Source organism: Streptomyces sp. UF-297 (genome assembly GCF_058245575.1).
Genome location: NZ_JBSIBZ010000031.1, coordinates 22,155 through 39,709 on the forward strand (window position 1 = coordinate 22,155; position 17,555 = coordinate 39,709).

14 protein-coding genes are annotated in these 17,555 nt (G+C 73.6%); 9 read left to right on the plus strand and 5 right to left on the minus strand.

Annotated features, from left to right (window positions below):
• Positions 1-28: 28 nt before the first annotated feature.
• A complete protein-coding gene (locus tag AC4IJH_RS19345; RefSeq protein WP_490853015.1) occupies positions 29-2,053 on the plus strand; it encodes a glycoside hydrolase in 2,025 nt (674 codons plus the stop codon).
• A gap of 4 nt (positions 2,054-2,057) precedes the next feature.
• Here AC4IJH_RS19345 and AC4IJH_RS19350 read toward each other — a convergent pair whose 3' ends face one another.
• The 3 genes from AC4IJH_RS19350 to AC4IJH_RS19360 all read right to left on the minus strand — a co-directional run bounded on the left by AC4IJH_RS19350 (position 2,058) and on the right by AC4IJH_RS19360 (position 4,871).
• Positions 2,058-2,705: a response regulator gene (locus AC4IJH_RS19350; RefSeq protein WP_490853016.1), complete on the minus strand. Its 648-nt coding sequence runs from the start codon at positions 2,703-2,705 to the stop codon at positions 2,058-2,060.
• 15 nt (positions 2,706-2,720) lie between these two features.
• Positions 2,721-4,046 (minus strand): sensor histidine kinase, encoded by a 1,326-nt coding sequence (locus tag AC4IJH_RS19355; RefSeq protein WP_490853017.1) that lies wholly within the window; start codon positions 4,044-4,046, stop codon positions 2,721-2,723.
• Between the two features lie 204 nt (positions 4,047-4,250).
• Complete coding sequence (locus AC4IJH_RS19360; RefSeq protein ID WP_490853018.1) at positions 4,251-4,871, minus strand: sensor domain-containing protein; 621 nt, start codon at positions 4,869-4,871, stop codon at positions 4,251-4,253.
• Between the two features lie 311 nt (positions 4,872-5,182).
• On the opposite strand from AC4IJH_RS19360, the gene AC4IJH_RS19365 reads away from it, so the two are divergent.
• The 3 genes from AC4IJH_RS19365 (at position 5,183) to nirD (ending at position 9,442) form a co-directional block, all read left to right on the plus strand.
• Positions 5,183-6,454, plus strand: a complete 1,272-nt coding sequence (locus AC4IJH_RS19365) for an NAD(P)/FAD-dependent oxidoreductase (protein ID WP_490853019.1) — start codon at positions 5,183-5,185, stop codon at positions 6,452-6,454.
• Positions 6,455-6,605: 151 nt separating this feature from the next.
• Positions 6,606-9,119 carry a nitrite reductase large subunit NirB gene (nirB, locus tag AC4IJH_RS19370; protein ID WP_490853068.1) on the plus strand — a complete coding sequence of 838 codons (2,514 nt, stop codon included), beginning with the start codon at positions 6,606-6,608 and terminating at the stop codon, positions 9,117-9,119.
• Positions 9,116-9,442, plus strand: a complete 327-nt coding sequence (gene nirD / locus AC4IJH_RS19375) for a nitrite reductase small subunit NirD (protein ID WP_490853020.1) — start codon at positions 9,116-9,118, stop codon at positions 9,440-9,442. Before nirB ends, nirD begins: the two co-directional genes overlap by 4 nt.
• 4 nt (positions 9,443-9,446) lie before the next feature.
• Here nirD and AC4IJH_RS19380 read toward each other — a convergent pair whose 3' ends face one another.
• Positions 9,447-10,241 carry a hypothetical protein gene (locus AC4IJH_RS19380; protein ID WP_490853021.1) on the minus strand — a complete coding sequence of 265 codons (795 nt, stop codon included), beginning with the start codon at positions 10,239-10,241 and terminating at the stop codon, positions 9,447-9,449.
• 222 nt (positions 10,242-10,463) lie between these two features.
• On the opposite strand from AC4IJH_RS19380, the gene AC4IJH_RS19385 reads away from it, so the two are divergent.
• The 3 genes from AC4IJH_RS19385 to AC4IJH_RS19395 all read left to right on the plus strand — a co-directional run bounded on the left by AC4IJH_RS19385 (position 10,464) and on the right by AC4IJH_RS19395 (position 13,667).
• A complete protein-coding gene (locus AC4IJH_RS19385; RefSeq protein WP_490853022.1) occupies positions 10,464-11,402 on the plus strand; it encodes an oxidoreductase in 939 nt (312 codons plus the stop codon).
• A gap of 348 nt (positions 11,403-11,750) precedes the next feature.
• Positions 11,751-13,223: a hypothetical protein gene (locus tag AC4IJH_RS19390; protein WP_490853023.1), complete on the plus strand. Its 1,473-nt coding sequence runs from the start codon at positions 11,751-11,753 to the stop codon at positions 13,221-13,223.
• A 9-nt stretch (positions 13,224-13,232) separates the two neighbouring features.
• Positions 13,233-13,667 carry a hypothetical protein gene (locus AC4IJH_RS19395; RefSeq protein WP_490853024.1) on the plus strand — a complete coding sequence of 145 codons (435 nt, stop codon included), beginning with the start codon at positions 13,233-13,235 and terminating at the stop codon, positions 13,665-13,667.
• An 18-nt stretch (positions 13,668-13,685) separates the two neighbouring features.
• Here AC4IJH_RS19395 and AC4IJH_RS19400 read toward each other — a convergent pair whose 3' ends face one another.
• The gene (locus tag AC4IJH_RS19400) at positions 13,686-14,195 is read right to left on the minus strand and encodes a hypothetical protein (protein ID WP_490853025.1); all 510 of its coding nucleotides are present in this window, start codon (positions 14,193-14,195) and stop codon (positions 13,686-13,688) included.
• Between the two features lie 596 nt (positions 14,196-14,791).
• Between AC4IJH_RS19400 and AC4IJH_RS19405 the strand changes: the two genes are divergently transcribed.
• Together AC4IJH_RS19405 and AC4IJH_RS19410 are read left to right on the plus strand one after the other, a co-directional pair.
• A complete protein-coding gene (locus AC4IJH_RS19405; RefSeq protein ID WP_490853026.1) occupies positions 14,792-16,729 on the plus strand; it encodes an APC family permease in 1,938 nt (645 codons plus the stop codon).
• A gap of 134 nt (positions 16,730-16,863) precedes the next feature.
• Positions 16,864-17,463: a DUF4287 domain-containing protein gene (locus AC4IJH_RS19410; RefSeq protein WP_490853027.1), complete on the plus strand. Its 600-nt coding sequence runs from the start codon at positions 16,864-16,866 to the stop codon at positions 17,461-17,463.
• Positions 17,464-17,555: the final 92 nt, after the last annotated feature.

The window sequence follows — 17,555 nt, forward strand, 5'->3', positions numbered from 1 at the left end:
CTTATCCTCGCTCACTATCCACGTGATCATGGATACGCATCCCCCCAGTCCGGCCGCCCGCGGCCCCCGCAGCCGCCGCGCCGCCGGCCTGCTCTCCCTCTCGCTCGCCCTCCTGACCGCCGTGACCGCCACCGGCTGCGGCACCCCGGCCGCCGCCGGGACCGTGCACGGCACCCGGCTCGAACTCCCCGTGCGCGGCGGCACGGCGTACCTGGACACCGCCTCGCTCGCGGTGCGTGCCCGTACCGGCGACGGCCACGAGATGGAGCTGTCCGCCGCCTCCGCCACCGACCTCGGCACGCCCGGCCCGGTACGGCGGACCGCCGACGGGGCGCGCTGGAGCTACCCGGCCAAGGGGCTGGACGCCACGGCCCGCACCGACCACGGGCGGCTGAGCGTGACGCTGCGGGCCCGCCGCGACGGCTCGGTGAGCTGGCCGGTCACCGGCAGCGACCGCAGCGCCTCGGCCGTCCAACTGGCGCGCGGCCAGGGCCTGGACATCCCCGTACGCGACTCCTTCTGGAACTCCGACCGGGCCGGGCTCGCGGGCAGCACCATCGACATGGGCGCCGACCTCACCCTGCCGCTGTGGGGCTACACCCTGGGCGGCTCCGGCGCCCGGCACGGCGTCAGCTACCTCGCCCCCACCGACCTGGGCACCTCCCTCGCCGTCCGCTCCGAGCAGGGGCGGCTGCGCGCCACCACCACCCACGCCTTCGACGGCGGCGCGGGCACCCGCGACTACACCGTCACCTTCGCGCTGACCGACGGCAACCCGGTGGCCCCGGCCGCCGACTACCGCTCCTACCTCTCCGAACGCGGCCGACTCGGCAGCCTGCGCGAGAAGATCAAGGCCAATCCGGCCACCGGCAAGCTGCTCGGCGCCTTCCACGCGTACGTGTGGGGCGACGCGCGCACGGCCGCGGGCATCGGGCGGCTGCGCGGGCTGGGCGTGGACCGGATGTGGCTCGGTTACGACGCCGGGAACGACCCGATGGGCGCGGCGGCGGTCGGCGCCGCCAAGAAGGCCGGGTATCTGGTGGGCCCGTACGACACCTTCGCCAACGGGCAGGACCCCAAGTCCGCCGACAGCCCCACCTCCGTCTGGCCCGGCACCGTCTACCCGGACTTCTGCGTGCGCAAGGCCGACGGCACGCCCGAGACCGGCTTCGGCAACCGCGGCTGCTACCTCAGCTCGCAGGCCTTCGAACAGGCCGAGAAATCCCGGCACTTGCTGGCCGACCGCACCCGCTCCATGGTCGCCAACGGCTCCGACAGCTACTTCCTGGACGTGGACGCGACCGGCGAGCTCTTCCGGGACCACAGCGCGGCGCACCCCATGACCAAGGCGCAGGACCGGGCCAACCGCCTGGCCCGGATGCGCCGGATCGCCGACGGCGGCCTGGTGCTGGGCTCGGAGACCGCGCAGCCCTGGGCCAACGAGGTGCTCGCGTTCGACCACGGCGCCGCGACGCCGACCGCCGACGGGCTGTGGAAGCTGGAGCGCGACCGGGAGACGTTCGGCGGCTATTTCCCGCAGAACGCCCCCAAGATCTTCTTCAAGCCGGTTCAGCTGCCGGCCGACCTGATCACCGCCATGTACGACCCCAAGTACCGGGTGCCGCTGTACGAGACCGCGCTGCACGGCTCGCTGGTCAACACCGAGCGCTGGGAGCTGTCGTACGAGAAGCTGCCGCAGGTCAAGCAGCAGCGCGCGCTGCTGGCGATGCTCTACAACATTCCGCTCAACTACGTCCTGGACGGCCCGTCCCTGAAGGCGCACGGCACCGAACTCGCCGCGCTCCAGCGCTACTTCGCGCCGCTCCACAAGGCCGCGGGGGCGGAGCGGCTGACGTCCTTCCGGCACCTGACCGAGGACCGCAGCGTCCAGCGCACGGTCTTCGGGGACGGCACGCTGACCGTCACGGCCAACTTCGGCTCCGCCGCGTACCAGGGCCTGCCGGGCGGCTGCGTCGAGGCGAAGCTGAAGGGCGACGACGCGCCGCGGCGGCTGTGCCCGGCGAAACTCTCGGCACCGGGCGGCCAGGGCTGAGCGGTCAGACGCTGTCCAGGTAGCGCAGCACCGCCAGGACCCGGCGGTGGCCGGTCTCGGAGGGCGGGAGGTCGAGCTTGGCGAAGATGTTCGCGATGTGCTTCTCGACCGCCCGCTCCGAGACGACGAAGGAGGCGGCGATGGAGTGGTTGGTGCGCCCCTCGGCCATCAGGGAGAGCACCTCGCGCTCGCGCGGGGTGAGGTCCTCCAGTGCGGAGGTGCGGCGGGCGGCGCCGAAGAGCTGGGCGACCACCTCGGGGTCCAGCGCCGTGCCGCCGGCCGCCACCCGCTCCAGCGCGCCGACGAACTCGCCGATGTCCACCACCCGCTCCTTGAGCAGATAGCCCACGCCCGCCCCGCCGTCGCCCAGCAGCTGCGCGGCGTACTTCGTCTCCACGTACTGCGAGAAGATCAGCACGCCCACGCCGGGCGCGGTGCGGCGGATCTCCAGGGCCGCGCGCAGGCCCTCGTCGGTCTGGGTGGGCGGCAGCCGGATGTCCACCACGGCGGCGTCCGGAGCGTGTTCGGCGACGGCGGCGAGCAGGGCCTCGCCGTCGCCGACGGCGGCGGCCACCTCCACGCCGCGCAGGGCGAGAAGCTGGGCGAGCCCGTCGCGCAGGATCGCGGAGTCCTCGGCAATGACGACGCGCATGAGCGGTGAGAGTCCCTATCGGTCGGGAAGTACGACACGGACCACCGTAGGCCCTCCGGCCGGGCTGTCGCAGGTCAGCGTCCCGTCGACGGTACGGATACGGGCCAGCAGACCCGTCAGGCCACTGCCCGCGCCCACCGCCGCTCCCCCGCGCCCGTCGTCGCGCACCGACAGCCGCAGCGCGCCGTCGCGGACGCTCACCTCGACCTCGGCGGACGAGGCGCCGCTGTGCTTGACCACGTTGGCCAGGAGTTCGGCCGCGCAGAAGTAGGCGATGGACTCGATGGCGGGGGCGGGGCGGCGGCCGATGTCGGTGGTGAGGGTGATGGGCAGCGCGCTGTCGGCGGCGAGGGTGGCCAGCGCGGTGTCCAACCCCTGGTCCAGGGCGGGCGGATGGATGCCCTTGACGAGGTGGCGCAGATCGGCGACGGCCTGCTTGGCGTTGCCCTGCGCGGTCTCCACGACGCTCAGCAGGCCTTCCTTGTCGGCGCCCGCCACGATCATTTCCCGGATCATGGTGAGGTGCATACCGAGCCCGACGAGCCGGGCCTGGGTGCCGTCGTGCAGATCGCGCTCGATGCGGCGCAGGGTGGCCGCGGCGTCGTCGACGGCCTGGGCGCGGGTCTCCTCCAGCGTACGGATGCGCCGGTCGGCGGCGGTGGGGCCGAGCAGCGACGCCAGCAGTGCGCGGTGCGGACCCAGAGCGCCGCGCAGCAGCCAGGGCGCCAGCTGGAGCAGCAGCACACCGGCGCAGACCGGGAGCAGCCACCCGGGCCAGGAATCGAGGGCTCCGTCGCCGACCGGCAGCGACACCCGGCGCACGGTGCCGTCGGGGTCGTGAACGGTGGTGTAGTTCCAGCGCTGCTGGACGGGATGGAGCAGCAGCAACAGCCCGTAGACATAGCCGACGCCCACCGCGAGAACAGCCGGGATCGCGCTGAAGGGCGCGGCCAGGGCGCAGCCGACGGCCCGCCAGCCCGCGCGGTCCCCGAGCACGGACCGCCGCCAGCCGAACGCTCCCGGCTCGCTGCGGCGCACCGGTGGCTCGATCCGCAGCCCCAGCAGCCCGCGCGCCAGGGAGCGCTGGACCTCTCCCAGTCCGAGCGCGCCGCGTACGGTCAGCGCGAACACCCAGGGCCCGGCCGCGGTCCAGGACAGCGCCCCGCCCACCACCAGCCCCACCAGCACCAGGACCATCCCCACCAGGCCGAGCGGCAGCGCGAGCAGGGCGTAGAGCAGGGTGGCCAGGCTCCGCCGGTTGAACGGGACGGCCAGCCGGGCGAGGACTCGGCCGACCGGCCGACGGGCGGCCCCGGGAGGCGAGGAGTGCAGATCGTGCATGGTCTCAACCTAGAACTGGTGGTCCGTACCTGGCGCCGGTGGTCCCGCGCCAGGCACCGATGGTCCGTGTCCGGAGCCGGTGGTCCGTTTCTGGCGCCGATGGCCCGTCCGGAGCCGGTGGTCCGTTTCTGGCGCCGGTGGCTCGGCCCCGAGCCAGCGGTTCGTACTGGAGCCGGTGGCTCGTACTAGTGCCGGTGGTTCGTACTAGAGCTGATGGATGACAGGTACGGCCAGAGCGGCGCCCACCGCGGCGACCAGCAGCGTGAGGGCGGCGATCCGGCCGCGCCCGGTGCGGCGCCCGCCCAGCAGGCCGACGACGAGCTTGCCCTGGAGGGCGGTCAGGCCGCGGCCGATCCACGGCATGAGAAGCAGGAAGCCGATGCCGCCGCCGACGGCGTGCAGTGCCCAGGCGCCGGCGAGGGTCGGACCGCCCCAGGCGTTGGTGGGGTCGGCGCTCATGCCTATCAGGGGGCGCAGCGGCCAGCCGAGGTTCAGCGGGACGATCGACCAGCCGTAGACCGTCACCACAGCGGCTATGAAGTTGAGCGGGAGGCTGATCACGGCGTGCGCGAGCGCGAGCGGCCCGGTGCGCTCCGGCTCACCGACCTCCACGCCCAGCAGCGTCCGCGCCAGGGAGCGCTGGATCCGCCCCGCCGGGCCGCCGACCAGCGCCAGCGCCAGGCACAGCAGGCCCACGAGCGGCGCCAGCAGCAGGTAGGCCACCCGGCGCCAGGTCTCCGGCCGGAACGGGGTGCGCAGGATGTCCTTCCCCAGGTCCAGAGGGGTGCGGTGAGTGAGGGCGATCGACTGCGGTGCGGTGCTCATGACGGGAACCTTGCTGAGTACGGGAGGAACGGGCGGAACGTGATGACTCAAGACTCCCGGAGCGCCCTCAGCGGCACGATGGTGCCAGCACGGCAATCGAAGGTTCGGTTTACCCCACCCCCGGCCCCGGCCCCACCCCCGGCCCTGGCCCCTTCCCCATCCCCGGCCCCGGCCCCGGCCCCGGCCCCGGCCACGACAGCTGAGCCCGCCACCGCCCTCACACCCCACCCTCCCACCCGCTGAGGGCAGCGTTCCCCCGGCGAAACAGCCGGGATGCGGGCAGGTAACAGCCGTCTCGCAGGCTGCCGGACATGACCTCGAAACGGCGCGTGGTGGTGATCGGCGGCGGAATGGCCGCCGCCCGGCTCGCGCAGCGGCTCGGCGCCGCCGCGCGGCTGGACCTCACCCTCATCGGCGAGGAGCCCTGCGCCCCGTACAACCGGGTGCTGCTGGCGGAGGTCCTGGCCGGGCGGTACGCACCCGATGTCATCGCGCTGCCCGAGCCCGAGCCCCCGGCCGCCGTCCGCCGCGGGGTACGGGCGATCCGTATCGACCGCGCGGCCCGGCAGGTGCACTGCGCGGACGGGGACCCGGTCGCGTACGACACCCTCGTGCTGGCCACCGGCTCGAACCCGGTGCTGCCCGCGCTGCGCGGCCTGGGTCCCGGCGGCCTCCCCGACGGCGTGCACCCCTTCCGCACCCTGGCCGACTGCCGGGCCCTGGCCGCCGCCGCGCACCCCGGCACACGGGCCGTGGTGATCGGCGGCGGCCTGCTCGGCGTCTCGGCCGCTCGCGCGCTGGCCGAACGCGGCGCCCAGGTGGTCCTGGCCCATCAGGGCGAGCACATGATGGAACGCCAACTCGACGCACAGGCAGGCCAGTTGCTGCGCGAGCACCTGACCGCCCTGGGCGTGGAGGTGCACACCGAGTGCCGGGTGCGCGGCCTGCGCACCGACGACCGCGGGCCCGAGAGCAGCCCACGCGACGCCCGCGCCGAGGACGGGACGCCCGCCCCGCGCCCCGTACGCGCCGTCGTCCTCGCCGACGGCTACGAACTCACCGCCGACCTCGTCGTCCTGGCCTGCGGCGTCCGCCCCCGCACCGGCCTCGCCGCGGACTGCGGCCTCACCGTACGCACCGGCATCGTCGTCGATGACACCCTGCGCACCTCCGACCCCGCCGTCCACGCCATCGGTGACTGCGCCGAGCACGACGGCGTGGTGTACGGACTGGCCGGCGCGGCCCTGGAACAGGCCGACGCGCTCGCGGAGCACCTGCTCGGCCGGACCGCCCGCTACCGCGGCACCCGCGCCCTGACCCGGCTGACCCTCAACGGCTCCGGCCCCCTGGATCTGGCCGCGTTCGGCGAGACGGACCCCGCCCCCGGGGACGATGTGATCCGCCTCAGCGACGCCACCCGGCGCGCCTACCGCAAGGTCGTCCTGCGCGGCGACCGGCTCGTCGGCGGAATCCTCCTGGGCGATCTCGGCGCCGTCGGCGCGCTCGCCCGCGCGTGGGAGGGCGACGAGCCGCTGCCCTCCGCACCGCCGCTCCACCTGCTCACCCACGACGGAGGCTGCTGACATGCCCACGACCCCGCACCGGCCCACGGCCCCGCACACGCCCGAAGCCACCCCCAAAACCCCCAAAGCCCCCGAAGCCCCCGAAGCCCCCGAAGCCCTCAAAGCCCCCGACCCGCCCGCCACCCCCACCATCGTCCTCATCGGCCACGGCATGGTCGGCCAGCGCTTCCTGGAAGAGCTCGCCGAGCGGGGCGTCACCGAGCGGGCCCGGGTGGTCGTGCTGTGCGAAGAGCCCCGCGCCGCCTACGACCGGGTGCAGCTGACCTCGTACTTCTCGGGCCGTACGCCGGACGAACTCACCCTGGCACCGGCAGACTTCATGGCCCGGCACGGCATCGAGGCCCACCTGGCGGACCCCGCCGTCGCCATCGACCGCGCGGCCCGCACCGTCACCGCCCGCTCCGGCCTGACGCTCACCTACGACACGCTCGTGCTCGCCACCGGCTCCTACCCCTTCGTACCGCCGGTCCCCGGCAAGGACAGCGAGGGCTGCTTCGTCTACCGCACCGTCGAGGACCTGCTCGCCATCGAGGCGTACGCCAAGAACGCCCGCACCGGCACGGTCGTCGGCGGCGGCCTGCTCGGCCTGGAGGCGGCGGGCGCCCTGAAGGGGCTGGGGCTGGTGACCCACATCGTGGAGTTCAATCCGCGGCTGATGGCCCTCCAGGTGGACGAGGGCGGCGGCAGCGCGCTGCGCCGCACGGTGGAGGAGATGGGCCTGATGGTCCACACCGGCGTCGGCGGCAAGGAGATCGTCACGGACGAGGGCGGCGCGGTGGCCGCCATGGAGCTGTCGGACGGGTCCCGTATCGAGACCGACCTGGTGATCTTCTCGGCGGGCGTGCGGCCGCGCGACCGGCTCGCCCGCGAGAGCGGTCTGTCGGTCGGCGAGCGCGGCGGCATCGCCGTCGACGAGCGCTGCCGCACCAGCGATCCGGCCGTCTACGCGATCGGCGAGTGCGCGCTGGCCGCGGACGGCAGGGTATACGGACTGGTCGCGCCCGGGTACGAGATGGCGCAGACCGCCGCGGCCGCGATCGCCGGCGCGGACGGCTCCTTCACGGGCGCCGACACCTCCACCAAGCTCAAGCTCCTGGGCGTGGACGTGGCCTCCTTCGGCGACGCGCACGGCGCCACCCCGGGCGCGCTGGACGTCGTGTACGCCGACTCCCGTTCCGGCGTCTACAAGAAGCTGGTCGTCGGCGCGGACGGCACCCTGCTCGGCGGCGTCCTGGTCGGCGAGGCGGACGCCTACGCCACGCTGCGCCCGCTCACCGGCACCGTCCCGCCGCTCGCCCCCGAACAGCTCGTCCTGCCCGCGGGGGCGGGGGCGCCCGCCGCGCTGGGCCCGGCCGCGCTCCCCGACACGGCGGTGATCTGCAACTGCCACAACGTCACCAAGGCACAGATCCAGGCGTGCGCCACCCTCCCCGAGGTGAAGAAGTGCACCAAGGCCGGTACGGGCTGCGGCAGTTGCGTCAAGCTCATCGGCCAGCTCCTGCCGCAGCGGCAGGAGGCGGGCCTGTGCGGCTGCTTCCCGCACACCCGCGCCGAGCTGTACGAGATCGTCCGCACGCTGCGTCTGACCTCCTATGCCGCACTGCTGGACTCCCACGGCCGCCCCGAGGCGCGGGACGGTGAGGGATGCGAGATCTGCAAGCCGGCCGTCGCCTCCATCATCGCCTCCCTCGCGCCCGCCGTCGGCGCCAGCGGCTACGTCCTGGACGGCGAGCAGTCCGCCCTGCAGGACACCAACGACCACTTCCTGGCCAACCTCCAGCGCAATGGCTCCTATTCGGTCGTGCCGCGCATCCCCGGCGGCGAGATCACACCCGAGAAGCTGATCGTCATCGGCGAGGTGGCCCGCGACTTCGGCCTCTACACGAAGATCACCGGCGGTCAGCGCATCGACCTCTTCGGCGCCAGGGTCGACCAGCTCCCCCTGATCTGGGCCCGCCTGGTCGACGCGGGCTTCGAGTCCGGCCACGCGTACGGCAAGGCGCTGCGCACCGTGAAGTCCTGTGTGGGGCAGACCTGGTGCCGCTACGGCGTCCAGGACTCGGTCCGTATGGCCATTCTCCTGGAGCTGCGCTACCGGGGGCTGAGGTCGCCGCACAAGCTCAAGTCGGCGGTCTCCGGCTGCGCGCGCGAGTGCGCCGAGGCCCGCGGCAAGGACTTCGGGGTGATCGCCACCGCGGGCGGCTGGAATCTGTACGTCGGCGGCAACGGCGGCGCCGAGCCGCGCCACGCCGACCTGCTCGCCCAGGACCTGTCCGACGCCGAGCTGGTCCGCCTGATCGACCGCTTCCTGATGTTCTACATCCGCACCGCCGACCGCCTGGAGCGCACCTCCGCCTGGCTGGAGCGGATCGAGGGCGGCCTGGAGCACGTACGCGATGTCGTCGTCCACGACTCCCTGGGCCTGTGCGACGAGCTGGAGGCGCTCATGGCCGCGCACGTCACCCACTACCGCGACGAGTGGGCCGCCACCCTCGCCGACCCCGAACGCCTGGCCCGCTTCGTCTCGTTCGTCAACGCGCCGGACGCCCCCGACCCCTCCGTACGCTTCGTCCCCGAGCGCGACCAGATCAAGCCCGCGGCCCCCGAGCTGCTGACCGGCCCCACCCTCCCCGTCCGCCTCCTGGAAGGAAGCGCAGCGCGATGACCGTCGAACTCCTCTCCCCCCAGGGCTGGTTGCCGGTGTGCGACCCCGCCGAGCTGACCGCGGGGCGGGGGGTGGCCGCCCTGCTCCCCGACGGCGAGCAGGTGGCGCTCTTCCGCGACCGGTCGGGGCGGACGTACGCGATCGGCAACCGGGACCCGTTCACCGGCGCGTACGTCCTCTCCCGCGGCCTGACCGGCACCTGCGACGGGCGCCCCTTCGTCGCCTCACCGCTCCTCAAGCAGCGCTTCGATCTGGCGACGGGCGCCTGCCTGGACGACGCCACGGTGTCGGTGCCCGTCTACCGGCTCCGTGGCGGCCTGTGACCCGTCAGCTGTTGCCGCTGCCCACTCCCAGCTTCCCGAACGTCCACGTCCGGTGGCCGCCCAGGATCGCGGAGTCGTGGTCGAAGGAGACCTCGACATCGGTGAGGGTCAGATCGTGCTGCGAGGGCGTCGTCCCCGCGGCGCACGTGACCTCCACCGGCGCGAAGTTGGTGAAGAACTGCGGCCCGAAGTCCCCCTGCGCGCTCTCGCGGTAGAACCGCTGCAGCACGCTCCAGTCGGCGTTCCAGTAGACGGGCGAGAACCGCCGCCCCGCCTCCTTCACCTCGAAGGCGGTGCTCTTGTCGAAGACCCCGTCCTTGTCCGTACAGCCGAAGGTACGGCTGACGTCGGCCTTCGCCGAGAACCAGCCGCTCTCCTGCACGCCCTGCTGGAACGCGGGCCGCTGCCGCACGTTCGTCAGTTTCGCGGAGAAGGAGAAGCCGCCGCAGCCGGGCGTCGGCCAGTAGTCCTTGATGTAGAGATTGCACTTGTGCGGCCCGAAGTACGCCGCCGGGTCGGGCCGGTACGGATTGGGCACCACCGCCCGGAACTCGTCCAGTTCCATCCCCACCGCCGGAGCGGCCGCCTTCTTCGCGAGGGCCTGCGCGCCCCCTGCCGCCTGCGCACTCCCTGCGACCCGCGTATCCCCTGCCGCCTGCGCACCGCCCGCCTGGGCCGCCACCGACGCCCCCAGCAGCAGCGCCACCGCGGCCGACGCGGCCACCAGCCGCCTGCCCGCCCGCTTCCGGCCGCCCCCTGCTCCCGCCGTTTCCGCTTCCACCTTTTCCGCTTCCACCATGGCTGCATCCCCCCATATGGCTCTTTGCCCGATCAACGGTGATTCCCCCGCGATTCCGCCACGTTAGCCAGGCCTCGTGCCTCCCGCGGGGCACTTGGCCCCATCCACACCATCGGAGTACCTCCACCGGCACGGCGTACGCTGGAGCTCTGATCGACAACTGATCGACAACTGATCGGCAAGGTCCGTACAGCCCCTCCCCCACGAAGGAGCGCAGCAGGCGTGACCCGCTGGAACACGAGCCACATCCCCGACCAGACAGGCCGCTCGGCCGTCGTCACCGGAGCCAACAGCGGCATCGGCTACATCACCGCGCGGGAGCTCGCCCGGCGCGGCGCGCGGGTCGTGCTGGCCTGCCGCAGCGAGGAGCGCGGCAGCGCCGCCCTGCGCCGGCTGCGCTCCGAAATCCCGGCCGCCGAGGCCGAGTTCCGGCCGCTGGACCTGGCCGACCTCTCCTCCGTACGCCAATTCGCCGACGACCTCGCCGACTTCGACGGCGACCGCCTGGACCTGCTCATCAACAACGCCGGCGTCATGGCGCTGCCGTACCGCCTGACCGCCGACGGCTTCGAGATGCAGTTCGGTACGAACCACCTCGGCCACTTCGCCCTGACCGGCCTGCTGCTGCCGAGGCTCCTCAAGACCCCCGGCGCCCGCGTCGTCAGCGTCTCCAGCGGTTTCCACGCCCTGGCCAACGTCAACCTCGACGACCTCAACAGCGAGCGCCACTACCGCCGCTGGATCGCCTACGGCCGCTCCAAGAGCGCCAACCTCCTCTTCATCCACGAACTCTCCCGCCGCCTGACCGCCGCCGGCTCCCCCCTCCTCGCGGCCTCCGCCCACCCCGGCTACGCCGCCACCAACCTCCAGGCCACCGGCGTGAAAATGGAGGGCCGCAAAACCGCGGAGCGCGCGGTCGACCTGGCCAACCGCCTCATCGCCCAGCCCGCCGAAACCGGCGCCCTCCCCACCCTCTGCGCCGCCACCGCCCCCCACATGAAACCCGACGCCTTCATCGGCCCCCGCAACGCCCTCCGCGGCACCCCCGCCCCCTCCTTCCGCGCCCCCTGGACCACCAACAACACCACCTCCACCGCCCTGTGGACAGCCTCGGAACAACTCACGGGCGTGACCTACGATTTCCCCCCAAAGGCCGCCTGAACGCACCCCATCCGCCCTCCGGCCGCAAGTCACCACAACGCGCGGTACATCCCAATTCCCTTACACCAGAAGGAGTTTGACGCACCGCACCACCCCGTGCCACGGTAAAGCACACGCAAAGCGATGCCACACCAAGGCGAGGGGGCGCGTTGCCCCTGGCGCGCCATTTCTACGAGGTCGGCACCTCACTCACGGCGAATGCGAAGAACTCGGACGCGGCGGACGACGCCCTCAGGAACACGTTCGGCGGGGGCACCAAATGAGCAAAGAGGGCGCCGCGGAGAAGGTCTACGAATCCGGTATCGAACTGGTCCAACCCGGGCGGCAGACCCTACGAGTCTTGGGTGAATGGCGGTGCGTGTGAAGGACGACCGGTCCGCTGGAGTGGATGTGTGCGGGGAAGAGGAAACGGGCAGGGGCCGAGGCTCCGCCTTTTCGGGTGGCGCCTCCTGGGCGCGCGGGGGACGGATCGCGGCCCTGCTCACGCCCCTCGCGCTCACGGTCCTCACCGCCGCCTGGCTCTTCCTCGGCGCCACGCGGGCCCGCGAGATCACCATCTGGCTCGGCGTGGCCCTGCTCGCCGTCTCCGTGCTCGCCGTGGCCGCCACCGCACTGCGCGCCGGTGGCCGCTCACGGAGCCAGTCGTACGCACGCGCCGTCGCCGCCGTCCCGTCCGATCGCGGCGGAGCCGAGCGCCGCGTTCCCGGGCGCTTGGCTGGTACGCGCGGGTCCACGGCCCGCACCGCGGCGCTGCTCGTCACCGTCCCCACCCTGCTCGCCCTGTGGGCCGCGCTGGGCGCCGCCGAACCGCACCGCTCCGCCAGGACGGCCGCGCTCGCGGACGCCGACGCGGCGGTCACCGCACTCCCCATCGCCAGGATCGAGAACGAGTCCTCGGCGGGCAGCAGTTCGCGGGCCCGCGCCACGGCCGACTACACCGTCATGCTTCCCGCGGCCGAGCGCGGCGGCGCACCCGTCCCGGCCACGTTCACCGCGGACACCCTGCGCAAACAGGAGATCGGCAGCGAGCTCTACGTGGCCCACGCCCCCGGCCGCCCCGACCTCGGCGCGCTCGGGGACGACCAAAAGGCGGAGGTCGAGCGGCAGTTGGCGGGCCGCACCGTCGAGAGCGGCACGGCATGGCTGATCGGCGGCCTCTGGATCCTGGTCACCCTCGCCCTCCTCGTCGGCTGGTGGCTGCAGGACGGCAACCGCCGCCGCCCCCGCACCGTCGACCAGACCTGGTCGGCGCTCCGGGTCACCGTCAGCGGCCTGGGTACCCACACCGACGCCCCGCCCGTCGAAGGCACCGGCCCCGCCGCGGAGAAGAAGCGCCGCGAGAACACCCGCCGCTTCTCCTGCCTCCTCCTCGACGCCGAAGGCGCGGCGAGCTCCACTACTGCCCAGCCCCTCCCCTTCCGCGCCCGCCTCTCCCACGAGGCGGCGGCCCCCGCCCTCGCCGGCTCCCGCGGCTGGCTCCTGTGGCACCCGGACCACCGGCGCGGCCGGGACCTCCAGGCCTGCCTGGTCGCCGACAACGGCTGGCAACTCCCCGGCACCCTCCCCCTGCAGGCCGCCGGCCACCTCGCGGCCACCCGCCCCCACCCCGATCCCGCTCGCACGGCCCGCCTCCTCGACCCCGGTGCGCACTGGCCCTCCACAGCACCGAGGTCGCTCCTCGTCGGCCTCCTGGTGGCGCTGGCCGCCATGACCGCCCTGCTGCTCCTGCCCGACAACGGCCTCTGGCGCGTCTGGACCGCCCTCATCGGCGCGCTCGCCCCGGCCCTCGCCTTGGCCGCGCGAGCCCTGCGCTCCCGGTAGGCCGCGGCGATGCAGAACGCGCAAAAGCGTTGGGTGGCGGTGTTGTTGGGGGTGCTGGTTGTGGTGGGGGTGGGGTGGTATGTGATGCGGGAGGTGCCGGTGGGGAGTCGTACGGATGCGGGGGTGCAGCGGGGGGTGGATGCGGCGGTGGCTGGGGGGCCGGTGGTGTTGGCGGAGGTGACGGGGTTCGAGTGGGATCGGGTGCAGGTGTTTGCGTACGGCACCGGCGATGGGGAGATTTCCGCGGCGGTGGGGGACGCGGTCGAGTGGAAGGTGGCGGCGACGTCGTATTCGGGGCCGTCGTTGTGGGTGTTCAGCAAGGGTGGGGAGGTGGTGCGGGCGGTGCAGTTGGATGCCAATGTGCCCAAGGGGAAGGGCAGTTGGTCCAGTGGGGTGCGGGTCTCCGGTGGGTCCGGGCGGAATGTGGTGACGTTGGTGGAGTGAGCCCGGGCCGGGGGCCGGTCAGGGCATGCCCGAGCGGTCGAAGATGTCGCGGGCGCCGTCGTGGTCGATGTGGTGGGCGAGGGTGTTCAGGACCGCGCTGCCGGAGCGGAGATGGCCGTGGTGGAGGGAGCGGTGCGCGGCTCGCTCCAGCAGGTGCCACAGGACGGGGTTGGCGGTGAGGACCTTGGGGTCGAATTCGGCGCGGGCGCCGAGCGCGTCGATGAGGACGAGGCGGGGGGCCATGCCGTCGCTGCGGCGGATCAGGGTGAGCAGGTCGGTGCGGACGCGGCGGGTGCGCAGCAGGCCGCGGACGGCGAGCCAGTTCTCGCCCGCGCTCACCCGTGACGGGCAGAGGATCGCGAAGAGCACCAGCGCGACGGCGCTCCAGCAGGCGGCGCGGGGCGCGGCGAGGGTGCCGTTGCCGAAGTCGACCAGCAGCATGACGGCGAGCAGGCCGGACGTGCAGCAGGCCGCGGCACGCAGTTCGGCCGCCCAGCGCCGGTCGTGGGCCGTCGCGCCGCCGCACACCTGGGGAGCGGAGCCCAGGTGGTCCGACGGCGGTGTGCGGTGTGCTCGGTACGGCCGTGTGCCGGGTCGTGCCCCATGTCGCACATCGTGGCCCCCCTTCGTGGGCTCGCCGGGAAGATGCGGGTGGTGAGGGTGATGAGGATAAAGAGGGTGGGGAGGGTGATCGTCAGGATCGGGGGGTCTGGGCTGGGGGGAGTCGGGTCCCGGGTCTCGTCGCCGCGCCATGGCCGGGACGCTAGAACCGCGCCGCCGCGCTGACGCGGGCGTTGATGCCCCGCTGACGGGGCCGCGCCGAACCTTGATGCGACGCTGACGGCCGCCGCCGGCCCGTACCGGTTGTGCGCCCGCGGTACGCCCCTCGCGCGCCCGCCGTGCGCCCCCTCCTGCCCGGCCACCGGCCGCCGTCGGCCCCGGCCCTCGGACACCCGCGTCAAGAACGCGTGAAGATGCCCGGGTTGTGCGCCAAAGCACCGCCAAGAGCAGGCGCAGGCGGGCGCACCGGCCCGCACGCTGGGCTCGCCCTGCTCGCGGGGCACGCACAGCAGTTCAGGGCGCGCCCGGTCCCCCGGGCTCCCGTCACGGAGGTACGACGAAAGATGTCGATGGTGTCCAAGACCGAGTCCAGGGCCGAAGAGCCGCCTGATACCGGCATCGCGACCGCCCCCGGAACCGATTCCGCCCGCGCGTCCGCCCCCGCCCCCACGCCCGAGGCCGCCGCCGAGGAGCGGCACAAGCTGACCGCCCTGCAGGGCCTGGCCGCGCTGTCCCTGGACGCCATGGCCTCGGTCGCCTACGGCCCCGAGTCGATCGTGCTGGTGCTCGCCGCGGCGGGCGCGTACGGGCTGGGCTTCACCCTCCCCGTCACCCTCGCCATCGCCGCCCTGCTCGCGGTCCTGGTGGCCTCCTACCGCCAGGTGATCGCGGCCTTCCCCAACGGCGGCGGCTCCTACGCCGTGGCCAAGACGCACCTGGGCCGGCGCACCGCACTGGTCGCCGCGGCCTCCCTCATCCTCGACTACGTCCTGAACGTCGCCGTCTCCGTCACGGCCGGCGTCGCGGCCCTCACCTCCGCCTTCCCCTCGCTCTACGAGGACCGGATGTGGCTGTGCCTGGCGGTGCTGGTGCTGGTCACCGGCATCAATCTGCGCGGCATCGTCGACTCGGCGAAGGCGTTCATCGTGCCCACCGCCGTCTTCGTCGGCTCGATCCTCGCGATGATCGTGGTGGGCCTCCTGCGGGACGCCCCGGCCTCCACCGAGGCCGCCGCCGGCCACGCCTCCGTACTGGCCGAGAACGGCACCACCGTCGGCGCGCTGCTCCTGCTGAAGGCCTTCGCCGCCGGCTGCTCGGCGCTGACCGGCGTGGAGGCGGTGGCCAACGCCGTGCCCTCCTTCCGTGCCCCCGGCGTCAAGCGCGCCCGCCGCACCGAGGTGGCGCTGGGCGCTCTGCTCGGCGTCATGCTGATCGGCCTGTCGGTGCTCATCGGGCGCTTCGGCCTGCAGCCCGCCGAGGGCGTCACCGTCCTCTCCCAGCTCGCGGACGCCTCGCTCGGCCACAACTGGGCTTTCTACGTCGTCCAGTTCGCGACCATGATCCTGCTCGGGCTCGCCGCGAACACCTCCTTCGGCGGCCTCCCGGTCCTGATGAGCCTGCTGGCCCGGGACAACTACCTGCCGCACGTCTTCAGCCTGAAGGCCGACCGCCAGGTCCACCGGCACGGCGTCCTGGCGCTGGCCGCCGTCGCCGCCGCGCTGCTCGTCTTCTCCGGCGGCGACGTCAACACCCTGGTCCCGCTCTTCGCGATCGGCGTCTTCGTCGGCTTCACCATCTGCCAGGTGGGCATGGTCCGCCACTGGCGCCGCGAGCGCTCGGCGGGCTGGCGCGGCAAGGCCGCCCTCAACGGCTTCGGCGCCCTGCTCACCGGCGTCTCGGCGGTCGTGGTGACGGCCACGAAGTTCACCGAGGGCGCCTGGCTGATCGTCATCGCGCTGCCGCTGCTCGTGCTGGCCTTCGAGGCGGTGCACCGGGCGTACGGGCGCATCGGCGAGCGCCTCGGCCTGGGCCGGGTCCCCGAAGCCCCGCACCGCGACGACTCCCTGGTCGTGGTGCCCGTCTCGCACCTGTCCCGGCTGACCTGCGAGGCGCTGAACGCGGCCGTCTCCCTGGGCGACGAGGTGGTGGCGGTCACCGTCACCCACTGCGCCTCCCCCGAGGACCGGCAGGCAGCGGAGTCCCTGCGGCGCGACTGGGAGCTGTGGAACCCGGGCGTGGAACTGCTGGAACTCCCCTCCTCCACACGGACGGTGGGCCGCCCGGTCGCCGCGTACGTCCGCGATCTCGCGGGCCACCGGCCGCACACCCGCGTCACCGTCCTGATACCCGAGGTCGAACCCGCCCACCTGTGGCAGCGCCTGCTGCAGAACCAGCGCGGCGCGGTCGTCGCCCACGCGGTACGCCGCGACACCGACGCGGTGATCTGCCGCCTGCGCTTCCGCCTGTCGGCCCGGGAGGCCGCGCGGCCGGGCGGCGCGTGACGGGGTGACCCGTACGGGGCCCAGCGCACCCGCCTGCCGCTGTTGCGACGGTGAAGCGGCAGGCGGGCCCGTCCCCGGGGCCCCGGGGAGTGCCCCGGGTTGCCGCGCCCCGCGGCCCCGCCTAGCGTCGGGGCGTGACCAGCGAGAAGAGCGCGGCGGCCGGCCGCCGTATCGCGGACCGGCTCTCGGACGAGTCGCTGCGGGCGAACACCGGCCGCGACTGGAGCGGGTGGTTCGCGGTGCTGGACGCCGCCGGGGCCACCGGGCTCGGCCACACCGCCACCGCCAGGCTGCTCGTGGACGAGCACGGCGTCGGCGGCTGGTACGCCCAGTCCATCACCGTCGGGTACGAGCAGGAGCGCGGCCTGCGCGAGGTCGGGCAGACCTGCGACGGCGACTACCAGGCGAGCGGCAACAAGACCGTGAACGCCTCGGCGGCGCGGGTCGTCGACGCCTTCGTCGACCCGTCCGTACGCCAACGCTGGCTGCCTGCGCGGCAGTTCGGGACGCTCTCCGTACGCACCCACCGCCCCGGCAAGTCGCTCACCGCGGACTTCACGGACGCGGCGGGCGGCACCGGCCGGGTGTCGGTCTACCTCACGGTGAAGTCCCCGGACAAGACACAGATCTCGCTCTCCCACACCAAGCTGCCCGACGCCGAGGCGGTGGTCGCATGCAAGGCGCTGTGGAAGGAACGGCTGGGCGCGCTGAAGACGCTGCTCGAAGCCGGCTGAGCGGCAGGACGGTCCGGGGCCGGGCGACCGGGCGACCGGGGATGGCACGCGCCTCCCCCCTCCGATGGCGCTCTTGTCCCCGCCCCGGCCCG